This is a genomic window from Desmonostoc vinosum (assembly GCF_059505385.1).
In genome coordinates, this window is sequence record NZ_JCACKM010000079.1 from 1 (window position 1) to 12388 (window position 12388).

Sequence of the window (12388 nt, forward strand, 5' to 3'; positions counted from 1 at the left end):
CGCTCTAAGCGAAGCTATGCCGTAGGCTTTACGCTAACGCTATCGAGGACTCGCTCTAAGCGAAGCTATGCCGCAGGCTTTACGCTGCGAAGCGCGTAATTAAGTTTTGTAATGGGGATTTGACCCCAACACAAAACTTGCCGATTATAGAACCGGGGGACTTAAACCCACAGAACTAGTTAACCTGGCAAAATCACTGTATCAATAACGTGAATTACACCATTATCGGCTTGAACATCTGCTGCTAAAACTGTGGCATTTTTTACCTCAAAAGCCTCAGAACAATCAACTCTGATGGGTGAACCTTCCACAGAATTAACAGTGCTGAGTTTTGCTAAATCAGCCTGTAACAACTTTCCTGGAACTACATGATACTTCAAGATTCTTGCTAGCTGAGGAATATTCTGCAACAAGGTTTGTATGGTTCCTGGTGGTAACTTCGCAAAAGCATCGTCGTTTGGCGCAAAGACAGTGAATGGCCCTGGACTTTTTAATGTTTCTACTAAACCAGCGGCTTGTACAGCCGCGACTAGTGTTTTAAAAGAATCAGCACTAACTGCAATATCAACAATATCAGCCATACATCTCACCTAATCTCTGCAAAAAATTTTAAAGGATAGTAAAACAATTTTAATTTTTATTACACAAAATCTAGTCATCTTTTGTCGTTTCTTCTTTGTAGATGCAAATGACTAACGATATTCTTAATCAAAGGCATGTTTCAAAGGCCAACCGTCCTGAAATACTAGCAGTTCTCCTGGTTGAATTGGCGTCCATACTTCGTTATCGGTGAGGGGAGTTGTGGCAATCACGGCAACGCGATCGCTTTCGGTGGTTAACTCCCGAAAATCTACGGTCATGTCTTGATCAATCAAGTGAGCTGCTGCAAAAGGTGCTTGGCGCACAATATAGCTGAGTTTAGTTGAGCAGTGGGTAAAAAAGTGTTCTCCATCTGATAATAAATAGTTAAATACACCTATTTGAGCGATTTCCTGTGTGATCTTCCGAAGTATTAGATAGAGTTCTTTGAGGGGAGGTTTACCTTGAGGAAAGCATTTTCGCAACGTTTCCAACATTAAACAGAATGCTTTTTCACTATCGGTGTTACCTACAGCTTGATAAAAGCCCATGCTGTGATGTCGAAAATCTGGTAAATTGCCGTTGTGGGCAAACACCCAATATCTACCCCAAAGTTCTCTGCGGAAAGGATGACAGTTGTGTAAAGCAATTTCACCTTGGGTAGCTTTGCGGATATGAGCAATCACATGGGTGGAGTGGATAGGAAAGTTTCGCACTAACTCCGCTACCGGAGAAATAACAGAAGGCTGGGAATCTAAAAATATCCGACATCCTTTTTCTTCAAAGAAAGCAATACCCCAACCATCGCTATGATGATCCGTTTTTCCTCCGCGTGCGGAAAATCCTTCAAAGGAAAAGCAAATATCTGTTGGAACATTGCAATTCATTCCTAATAGTTGGCACATGAATTTTGCAGCTCTAAATTTTGAACTCATCCCTGAAGATCAACATACTTCAGAATGCTGCATCGATTCTGGAGCGATCGCTTCAAATTGGGGAATGGGGAGTGGGGAGTAGGGAGTGGGAATAAATGTTAGTCTATTTTTTGTAACTGCGCTACTCTTGGGTCAAAGATTTTTTGTCCTAGACTGGCAAATTTAATCGCTACAGATGTTTTATTACCTGTACCAAAAACGTGGGTAATTTCACCTAAACCAAAAGTTTTGTGTAATACTCTATCCCCTACTTGCCAATCTTGTGCTGTCTCTGACTTGCCATTGGGTGCTGATGCAGTTTTTGTATAAGTTTGCCGCATCTTACTCTGGTTAACTAGCAGTTCTTCGGGGACTTCATCGAGGAATTGCGATCGCATTGCGGGTTCTCTTGAACCATACAGGCGGCGTTCACGAGCATGTGATAAATATAACCGCTCTTGGGCGCGGGTAATCCCTACGTAACACAGGCGACGTTCTTCCTCTAAAGCTGCGGGGTCGTTTATCGAACGGTAGTTAGGAAATAGCCCTTGTTCCAACCCAACTAAAAAGACCACGGGAAATTCTAGCCCTTTGGAAGCGTGCAGAGTCATTAAAGAAACTGCTGTCTGTCCTTCTTTTAAGTTATCCAAATCAGAACTCAAGGCGGCACTAGCAAGGAAGGCTGTTAAAGAAACATCCTCATTTTCTTCTTGAAATTGCAGTGCAGCGTTATAAAGTTCCTGCACGTTTTGGATTCTGTCTTCAGCTTCATCTGTACCTTGGGTTTGTAAGTCTTTGACGTAACCAGAATCTTCCAGAAGTCCCAGCAATATTTCCGCAACTGGAGTTGTTGTTGTTTCTTGTTGGTAACGGCAAATCATTTGAGCAAAGCCATTTACAGCCTTAGCAGAACGTCCAGCTAACGTATTAACTGATGTCTCATCACTCAGTATTTCCCACAAGGTAATGCCTAATTGCTGTCCGGCGTTATTTAAAGCATCGATGGTGGCTTTACCAATACCGCGCCGGGGGGTGTTAATAACTCGCAACAAACTGAGTGTATCAGCTGGGTTAGCGATCGCTCTTAAATAGGCTAAGACATCTTTAATTTCTTTGCGATCATAAAATTTAATTCCTCCCACAACTGTGTAAGGAATTTGATTTTTTACTAACAATTCTTCAAAGGGTCGCGATTGGGCGTTAGTGCGATAAAGTATGGCAAAACTACCCCAATTTAATTCGGGATGTTGATGTTCTAAAGTGCGAATTTGATTAATAGTAAATGCTGCTTCTGCTAGTTCATCATCAGCTTTATGACAATAAATCTGCTCACCTGCTCCCCGCGTTGGCTTGAGGATTTTATCAATTCTTTGTGTGTTGTTTTCAATTAGTTCGTTAGCTGCTTGGAGAATGTTTTCACAAGAGCGATAATTTTCTTCAAGCTTGACCATTGTGCGGGTATCTGCATCAGTTAGACCATCGCCAAAGTCTTCTTGAAATTCTAGCAAGATGGTGAAATCTGCCATTCTAAAACTGTAAATTGATTGGTCAGCATCACCTACTACAAATACAGAACGATTCCGCCATTCCCATTCACTTTTTCTATTTTCACCATTTGTCACTAACAAGCGAATGAGTTCGTATTGAGTGCGGTTAGTGTCTTGATATTCATCAACAAGGATATGGCAAAATTTCCGATGCCAATAACCCAATACTTGCTCATTTTGTTGAAATAATTTGGTGGGTATCAAAATTAAATCGTCAAAATCAAGAGCGTTGTTTTCTGCTAGTTTATCTTGATAGTTGCTGTAAACTTCTGCAATCACTCGTCCGCGATAGTTAGGTTGTTCACGCTCTAATTCTTGGGGTGAAAAACCTTGATTTTTAGCATTACTAATCGCGTAGCGCACAGAACGGGGTTCAAACTTTTTATCATCTAGCTTTAAATTTTTAGTGACGATTTCTTTAACTAAGCTTTGAGCATCAGACTCATCAAAAATAGAAAAATTGCGATTCCAGCGGCGTCCTTTTTCGTCTTGATACTTCTCAATATCAAAGCGGAGAATTCGAGAGAATAGACTGTGGAAAGTACCACACCACAAGTCTTTGATCACATTGCGCCAGACTTGCGATCGCAACTGCGTTTGATCGTATTCTGGCAACAAATCAAACCGCTGACCATATTCTTTGATTGCCAATTGTTCCGCAAACAGCTTTTGAATCCGTTCTTTCATCTCCCGCGCCGCTTTGTTGGTGAATGTGACTGCGAGGATATTTTCTGGGTCAACGCGATGTTTGAGAATTAAGTTAGCGATGCGATAAGTTAGGGCGCGTGTTTTACCGGAACCTGCGCCAGCAACAACCAGCAACGGGCCGCAGTAATGTTCAACTGCTTGGCGTTGGCTGGGGTTGAGGTGATTGAGAAAATCAATGGTTGTGGTCATGGATGCGAAAAAGCGATCGCAACTGCGTCACATCATAAAAAGAGTAACTATTGCCCAGGTTACAATATCCTACCCCCGGAATTCAAAAGTCAAGAAAAGTCGATGAGAATTTATCCCGTCAAAAGGTCTACGGTGTACACACAAACGATTAAATCACCCGCAATCTATTTTGTAGCGACTGTCTTGTGCGGCGGGACGAAAAGCCCGCCAAACAGGACGTCACTCCTACGAATGAAATAAACACTTTTTCTTCCCCCACTCCCCACTCCCTACTCCCTACTCCCTGTATTTCTTCAGAGTTAGGGCACTTCAATGGGAATCAAAGCATTTTCGGGTAAATAGTTATGAAAACGCCCATCATCGGAAAGGACTAAAATCAAGCGCAAAGGATAATCAGGGGGAACTTGTAAATCAGCCCATGGCACTGCCACCTCTAAACAACTATTTAAAGCTACTTGAGCGCGACTAAAACGGGGATGCCATTGATAATTTTCTCCCGCTTCCCGAAACTGAATCGATTGCGTCAGCAAATTAATTTCTAGATGATGGTGAAACAGATAATTAATTGGTGCTGCATCTGGCACATCTGCCAAGGGAACTGGGCTATTAAGCATTGTTTTATCTGGATAGAACCACAATAGATTTAAATCTGTCGGTAAATCGTGTCCTGGCGCAATCCCGCTTTTAAAGTCCATCCGTAAATAGAAATTGAGGTGGTCTACCCCGTACCAAAGTCTTTGGATGACACTACTGTTGTGCATTGTCCCCCGTGCCCCACCAATTTCTATGCGTCCAGCTTTGTCCCAGTCCTGTTCATCTCCTTTCCCATCGATAACTGGATGAATAAACCCTTCTGGTCTATGGTCTGCTCGAGCTGCATGAACTTCTACTGGTTGCCTGATGTACGACGGCACGGGTTCATTTAAAGCTTTGTAAATACCAAACAGGTGTTCTCTAAATAACTGGTCAAAAATGGCGTCTTGATTTGAGGAATGTCCTTCACCAAACCACCAGAACCAATCAGAACCTTCTGCGGCATATAAAGCTTCCCATGCTTCTGGGTTGTTTTCTTCTGTTGCTTCGGGGTGATTAGCTAGCACAATCCTGGCTTGGGTTAGGTAGTCCCAAGCGCGATTTTTGGCGGGATCGCCAATCCAGGTGGTGAAACTACCATCCACCCAAGAACCGCTATGCAGTTGTTCTCCGGGGATGGTTGCTGTTGGTGGGAATTGTTCAATAAATTCTGAGACGGTAACGAGTTTCAGATGGGGTTCGTTGCTTAAACTTTGGTATAAGGCTTCAAGGAAGGGTTTGCCATCTTGGGGATAAAATTCCCAGCAATTTTCTCCATCTAAAGCGATGGTAACTAACCAAGGTTGTTCGCTTTGATGGTCTCTTTGCATTTTTGCGATCGCTTGCAGGTGTCCTACTAAGTCGGCGGCTGCCTGTTTTGGCTGCATTGCCCCGTAGGTAAAGCCAATTAAATCTGATAATCTGTGGTCACGAAACACGATCGCCAAATCACCTGCGGGAGTTTGTAAGCGATACGGTCTGTATAAGATTTCTGGCTGCTGGACATTCCCTGCCCCATCCCGATGAAAGAAGTGTTTGAATGTCCATCCTAAGACGGCTTCGTCTGAGCAAATCCACTTAAAGCCTTGCTTGATTATATACGGTAATATCGCTGGACTGACTGATTGCTCTGAAGGCCATAAACCACGTGGCTCTTGGTCGAAGCGGTCTCTATAGAGTTCCCAGGCTTTACGTAAGTGACGGGGAATGTCTTCTGCCCACTGAAAACGATACTCAGGTATTGTCATATTTGGCACTGCTACCCGACCGGAGTTAGTATCAGCTAGTAAGGGTAAAATTGGATGGGTGTAAGGCGTCGTAGTGACTTCTAACTGTCCCGCCGCTTGCATTTGCCGATGCTGAGGGATGATGCGGCTGAGAATCTCACGCTGTTTGGAATAAATACGCTGGCGATCGCCTAAAGTAAAATTGCGACCCTGCTTTAACCATGCCGCAATTTCTGGATCATCCCAAAACAGAGGGTCAATCCATGCCAGATTGTGCCAAGCCAGTAAATCACCATAATCTGGTAATTCCCAATTTGCCAAACACCAAGCTTCTCCTTTTTCCCGCCTTTGTTGATACAACTCGGCATAGCGGGGATGAGGATCAATCAAGGTATGGTGATTGGCATCGAAAAAGTGTTGGATAATAAATTCCTGCTGTTGCTGGTTGAGTTGTTCAACTGGTGTCAAGCTGACTGTGAGATAAGGGTCAAAAGCAGTACCAGCGATGTAATCTTCTAATTGCAATATCAGCGATGGTACCAAATTCACCGTTTGGTGTAACTTTGGATACCGTTCTAATAACAATACCAAATCTAAATAATCTTTAGTGCCATGTAACCGTACCCAAGGTAAACGGTACTGCTGACTATGAGAAACTGAAACGCCGCTGCCAGGAGACTTGTACAGCGGCTGATGTTGATGCCAGATAAAGGCAACGTGAAGTGGGTAGGACATAGGCGTTTGGGAATTGGGAACTTGTACTGAGCGAAGTCGAAGTATGGGGAATCGGGAATTGGGAATTAGACGTTAGATATTAGGATAACTCCTCACCAGTCCCCATTACTCAGTCCTTAGTCCGTAGTAGTTTTGCAAGGCAACTTCAATGGATAAGCTAATAATCATTCAAATTGCATCCCCGCGTCTCCCCTTAAGCGCGTCCTCCGAAGTTTGCTCAACGGGGGGAACCCCCGCACGCAACTTCTCTTTGCGTCTTTCTGAGGCAAAGGATTATGCAAGTTCAAGGCAGATTAGCTTATGAGTAAATGAGAAAAACAAGATAAGTCTTTCCCTACTCCCTACTCCCTACTCCCCACTCCCTAAATTATTTGCTCAACTTCTGCAATTTCAGGAATCATTTCTCGCAAGCGGCGTTCAATACCCATTCTCAGGGTCATTGTAGAACTAGGGCAAGAACCACAAGCACCTTGCAAACGGAGTTTGACAATTGGGCCATCAAGTTCTACAAGTTCCACATTGCCCCCATCAGACATGAGATAAGGACGCATTTCATCTAATACTGTTTCTACGTTGTCTACTGTGAGTTCCATTGTTTGAGACCTGGTAAGTTAACGATTTCAATTGGTTTGGGGCTTTCCTTGGGCATTAATGATTATCCCCATGCACTAAGCCCTACTTCCTATTTCACATTCAAAATTTTATTTTCCAGCTTTATCGATCCTAGATCTAATTTTGGCTGGTTTGTGAGATATCTTGACTGCTTAGTTGCAATCGCCACTCATTAAAGAAGGGAACAGGGGATAGGAGCTTAGTTATCACTGTCCCCTGTCCCCTGTTCCCTATTTCCTAAAATTAGTTTCACTTCATCAGCAAAACTTTCCCAGCGTACAAAATGAAACGCCCCAGCGATGGAACCCCAGAGGTGTTCATCAGTTTCTAAATCTCGGCCTCGGTCTAGGCTAAAAAATTTATCTGCATCAATCTCAAATTCGTTATCAAGATAACTGTTTTTGCCGTCGCGGAACACAAGACAGCCTTTGCCAGCTTCAATCTTGCCTTTAAAGCTGTTGCCCGTCCATTCTACAACCATGTTGCAGCCTGGCATTCTCTCCAATTGGTCAACAGATAAAGCTTTGAGGCGTTCGGAGTTACGGGATGCACCGTAAAATTTTTGTTCTTCTTTGACATTGTAGTGTTCAATGACAATATGATTGTCTGCCTCAATCAACTTCATTACCCGCATCCGGTAAGGTTGTGTGAGCATATAATCATATGCCTGTTCTAGAAATAAACTCACCCCTGATAAAAATTCTAAAGGCAAAGGACGAATACACACACGAATGTGGGCAAAAAAAGGTGGGTTTTCAAAAGCTTGTTCTTGATTGCTAAAATCTGCTGCCATCCAACGCGCTAAGGTGGCAATATCCGTAGAATGAGTCATTATAGATGTTCAACCAGTTGTTTGAAAATTCACTGGGAGTATTGTAATGCTTGGGAATGGGGAGTGGGGAGTCAAGAGGGCGCGTCTTTCCCTCTTTGCGTCTTCCCCCTCCCGCGTCTTAAGAACGATTTGGGTGCAAATTCAAGGTATAACAGCTTAATTACGAATTACGTTAGCGTAGCGGTAGCGAGTCATCGATAGCGAAGCGTTAGCGACACAGGAGCGTCGCGTCATTACGAATTACGAATTTTTTAATATGCTTATGTTACGACGTTTGGGTTTTATTGTTGCGGCTACTATACTTTTTAGCAGTTCTTTGACGCTGGCGGAGAGTAAAAAGCCGAAACAGCCAGATAAATATCCTCCTAGTCCGCTAGAAGCTACCACATCTGATCCGCTGTTACCACCTTTGCTTAACAAACAGCCGTTAAGTGCCGAGGAATTGCAAAAGTTAGAGGCGGCGTTGGATGAGTTGAATCAACAAGCTGCGTCAAAACTGCAAGCTGGGGATAAGGTGGCGGCGTTTGACATTTGGAACCGAGAACTGCGCTTAAGGCGCTACTTGGGTTTAGTATCGGAGGTAAAAGCACTATCACGAGTTGGTGCGATCGCTTGGAATCAAAACGATACCCAAGAAGTACAATATATTACTCAACGATTGCAAGCTATCCAAAAACAGGCACTATCTGAAAAAAGTGTAGATCTACAATTGTGGCGATCGCTAGGTGAAGCTTACCAAAATGTGCGTGTGCCTAAGCAAGCTGTAGAAGCTTACAATCAAGTTTTGGCTATGGTGCGACAACAAAAAGATACAGCAGCAGAAGTGCAAACCTTGAAGACAATTGGCGGACTACATCTGAGTTGGTTTGATTATCCTCAAGCTGCTAAAACCTATGAAGAATTATTAAGCTTTGCTACTGCTCAAGGCGATCGCTTCAACGAGGTAGCATATTTGCAACAGTTAGCTTATATTTACGAACTGGCAAACCAACCCCAAAGTTCAATCAATACACGTAATCAGCTCGCAGAAATTTATACGAGCCAGAATAATTTTACTGAAATACCAAAATTAAAGCTAGCGATCGCCTCAAATTATGAATCCCTAGCTAAAGAAAATCCCAATTTATTGATAGAGGCTTTTAAAAACTATCAACAAGCTTATAACACTGCTTGGCAGTTACAACAGTATGTGAGATCTGGTGAAGCTTTACAGAAATTAATTGCACTGTATCGTTCTCAAGGACAAATAGATGAGGCTTTGCAAGCTAGCCAAATTCTCGTAGAGGTAGAGGAACGAGCCGTCAATTTTTATGGAATGATGCAAGCCTACGACCAAATTGGAAAATTGTATTTAGAACGCAAAGAGTATCCTCAAGCACTAACAGCTTTTCAAAAAGGGTTAGAACTGGCGCAACAAATTAAACATGAAGAAGCATATTTTACTCAGCAAATTGAAAAGTTGTCGAAGGGGAATGGGGAATAATTCTCTTGATCACCAAAATTACATATTGCATAAAAAAGTATTAAATTTAATAAAATCTTTTTCAACATAAGGTTAAATTAACAATTACTTGCTTTTTACATTTAATTAAATCTTCCTATAAATCAAGCGAGTTTTGTATAAGAGTATTACATTCTTGTCTGGGTTATACCAATTCACGAAAATCTTGATACAAATACAGACGGTGTAGAGACACACTTTTGAAGCGTCTTTACAAGATTTATGTGTATCGCCATTAATGTGAAATGGTATTAATTGTGAGTTTAAGCAATTGAAAACTCATAATCTCTGTTAGGGTAAATCCAATATTGATGAGCATAAAATTTGCAAATTAGCCATCAAGTAAACGGATTAAAATCTACTGTAATTTAGTTAAATAGTAAATAGTAAAAACTATTCTCTATTCCCCATTCCCAATTCCCCAATTTTATGACATCAATAGCAGGTAAAACAGTTCTTTTAACCGGTGCTTCTGGTGGCATTGGAGCATTTATTGCGCGTGCTTTAGCAAAAGAGCAAGCAACAGTAGTTAGCGTTTCTCGCTCACAAGCAATTCTAGAGCAAATATCTGCTGAAGTGGAAGCTTTAGGTGGTAAAGGAATCAGCATTCCATTTGATATTAGCAAAGTGGAAGAATTATCAATTTTAGTACAGCAGATTAATCAACTTGCAGGTCAAATTGATATTGTGATTAATAATGCTGCTGTTGAGAAATATCGACCTTTTCAAAATTATTCATTGGAGGATATCTATTCTATATTGACAACCAATTTAATTGCAGGGATGGAATTAACCCGTTTGATATTACCGAGTATGATAGCTCGTAATAGCGGTCATGTTGTTAATATTGCATCTGGTTCTGGCAAAAAAGGAGCGCCATATAACAGTATTTATTCAGCAAGTAAAGCTGGTTTAATTATGTGGGCTGATGCACTGCGACAAGAATTAGCTGATACTAATGTCGAGATATCGGTAGTTTGTCCAGGGTATACCGCAGCGGGAATGTTTGTCGCTTTTGGACAACCTGCACCTAGTTTAGCGCGTGTTGCTCAACCGAATGATGTGGCGATCGCAGTTCTAAAAGCAATTAAAGAAAACCAGCCAGAAGTCATGCTAGATGGAGTTCTCACAAGACTTTTGTTTTCTAATATCCAGCTTTTTCCTAAATTTGGAGATGCAATTTATCAGTGGATTGGTTTGAGAAAATTAAACAAAACCTGTGCAGAAAATCAAATGCGCGGATAAATCAGTTATCAGTTACTTCTACTGAGCGCAAGTAGCTTTGCTCCAATTCGTAATTGCTAACGACGCTGGGCTACCGCTGCGAAGAAGCGTCATTACGAATTACGAATTATTTTGTCATCTACCATTATTAATTTCTAATTACCACAGAGGAAAAAATGACTGAAGCTCATTACGATGTAATCATTATTGGCACAGGTGCTGGTGGTGGCACTTTAGCTTATAAACTAGCAGCAAGCGGTAAAAAAATTTTAGTTTTAGAGCGCGGTACTTTCTTACCTAGAAGTAAAACTAATTGGGATTCTAAGCAAGTATTGCAAAAAGAATACTATCGTACTTCCGAGATATGGTATGACAAAAACGGTAAAGCCATACATCCGCTAACGTATTATTATGTTGGTGGTAACACTAAGTTTTATGGTGGGGCACTGTTTAGATTTCGTGAACGAGACTTTGAAAAAGTTATTCATCACGGTGGGATTTCTCCTGAGTGGCCTTTAAAATATCGAGATTTTGCCCCATATTATGAGCAGGCTGAAAAACTTTATGAAGTACATGGTAGGCGAGGTCTTGATCCTACTGAACCACAAATTCATGTAGACTACCCCTCACCACCAGTCAGTCATGAACCATACATTCAAGAAATCCATGATGCTTTAAAAAATAGAGGCTTGCATCCCTTTTATTTACCTCTTGCTATCAAACTGAATGAAGTTCATCGACATTTAAGTGCTTGTATTCGTTGTGATACTTGCGATGGTTTTCCATGTTTAATTAATGCGAAAGCTGATGCTGAGATTAATGGTTTGCGTCCAGCAATGGCATCCCAAAATCTCACTTTGATCACCCAAGCTAAAGTTGTGCGTTTGCATACAAATGCATCGGGTAGAGAAATTACTAGTGTAGAGACAGAAATTGCAGGTCAAACTCAGATATTCTCTGGAGATATTATAGTTGTTGCTTGTGGTGCAATTAACTCAGCCGCACTATTATTAAAGTCTGCTAATGACCAACATCCAAATGGATTAGCTAATAGTTCTAATTTAGTGGGACGCAATTACATGGCACATAAATTCGCGGTGATCATGACGCTAAGTACAAAACTAAATCCGACAGTTTTTCAAAAGACGCTAGCAGTTAATGATTTTTATTGGGGGGAACAAGATTATTCCTATCCAATGGGAAGTATACAAATGCTGGGTAATGTTAATAAAGATAGGGTTGCCGCTCATGGGCCATCTATGATGCCCAGCATGATAGCTGAGAAAGTGGCAAATCATTCTGTTGCTTGGTTGCTAATTACTGAAGACTTACCAGATATTAATAATCGTGTGCATGTGAATGCCAATAAACTATTTATTGACTATACAAGTAATAATGATTCAGTGTTTAATCATTTAATTAAACGCTGGACTGAAGTATTAAAATCTATTGAGCAACGCCATAAAACTAGAAATTTTTCGTTACATATCCCTCAAAAGATGACTGTAAAAGAAGTCGGGCATCAGTGTGGAACCTGCCGTTTTGGTGAAGATCCCAAGACTTCAGTGCTTGATATCAATTGCCGGACTCACGAGATTGATAATCTTTACGTTGTTGATAGTAGCTTTTTCCCATCTAGCACTGCTTTAAATCCATCGCTAACAATTATTGCGAATGCATTGCGGGTTGGAGAGCATTTACTCGAAAGATTCAATTAGAGAGAGGATAGGGGATAGGGGACAGTATGA

General features: G+C 41.5%; 9 protein-coding genes. 3 read left to right on the forward strand and 6 right to left on the reverse strand.

Annotated elements, in window-relative coordinates; genetic code table 11:
- Window positions 1–179: 179 nt before the first annotated feature.
- From AC5JMF_RS13640 to AC5JMF_RS13665, 6 genes are all read right to left on the reverse strand, one after another.
- On the reverse strand, window positions 180–581 hold the full coding sequence (locus AC5JMF_RS13640; RefSeq protein ID WP_495796264.1) for a fasciclin domain-containing protein: 402 nt from the start codon (window positions 579–581) through the stop codon (window positions 180–182).
- Window positions 582–704: 123 nt separating this feature from the next.
- Window positions 705–1484 (reverse strand): class II glutamine amidotransferase, encoded by a 780-nt coding sequence (locus tag AC5JMF_RS13645; RefSeq protein ID WP_495796265.1) that lies wholly within the window; start codon window positions 1482–1484, stop codon window positions 705–707.
- A gap of 128 nt (window positions 1485–1612) precedes the next feature.
- Complete coding sequence (gene pcrA / locus AC5JMF_RS13650) at window positions 1613–3937, reverse strand: DNA helicase PcrA (protein ID WP_495796266.1); 2325 nt, start codon at window positions 3935–3937, stop codon at window positions 1613–1615.
- Window positions 3938–4236: 299 nt separating this feature from the next.
- On the reverse strand, window positions 4237–6471 hold the full coding sequence (locus tag AC5JMF_RS13655; RefSeq protein WP_495796267.1) for a glycoside hydrolase family 57 protein: 2235 nt from the start codon (window positions 6469–6471) through the stop codon (window positions 4237–4239).
- A 362-nt stretch (window positions 6472–6833) separates the two neighbouring features.
- On the reverse strand, window positions 6834–7064 hold the full coding sequence (locus tag AC5JMF_RS13660; RefSeq protein WP_495796268.1) for a NifU family protein: 231 nt from the start codon (window positions 7062–7064) through the stop codon (window positions 6834–6836).
- Window positions 7065–7282: 218 nt separating this feature from the next.
- Complete coding sequence (locus AC5JMF_RS13665) at window positions 7283–7915, reverse strand: chromophore lyase CpcT/CpeT (protein WP_495796269.1); 633 nt, start codon at window positions 7913–7915, stop codon at window positions 7283–7285.
- A 262-nt stretch (window positions 7916–8177) separates the two neighbouring features.
- Here AC5JMF_RS13665 and AC5JMF_RS13670 point away from each other — a divergent pair, with 262 nt between their 5' ends.
- The 3 genes from AC5JMF_RS13670 (at window position 8178) to AC5JMF_RS13680 (ending at window position 12358) form a co-directional block, all read left to right on the forward strand.
- Window positions 8178–9398 carry a tetratricopeptide repeat protein gene (locus tag AC5JMF_RS13670; protein ID WP_495796284.1) on the forward strand — a complete coding sequence of 407 codons (1221 nt, stop codon included), beginning with the start codon at window positions 8178–8180 and terminating at the stop codon, window positions 9396–9398.
- 447 nt (window positions 9399–9845) lie between these two features.
- Window positions 9846–10661: an SDR family NAD(P)-dependent oxidoreductase gene (locus tag AC5JMF_RS13675; protein ID WP_495796270.1), complete on the forward strand. Its 816-nt coding sequence runs from the start codon at window positions 9846–9848 to the stop codon at window positions 10659–10661.
- A 155-nt stretch (window positions 10662–10816) separates the two neighbouring features.
- Window positions 10817–12358: an FAD-dependent oxidoreductase gene (locus tag AC5JMF_RS13680; protein ID WP_495796271.1), complete on the forward strand. Its 1542-nt coding sequence runs from the start codon at window positions 10817–10819 to the stop codon at window positions 12356–12358.
- The last annotated feature ends 30 nt before the right edge of the window (window positions 12359–12388 follow it).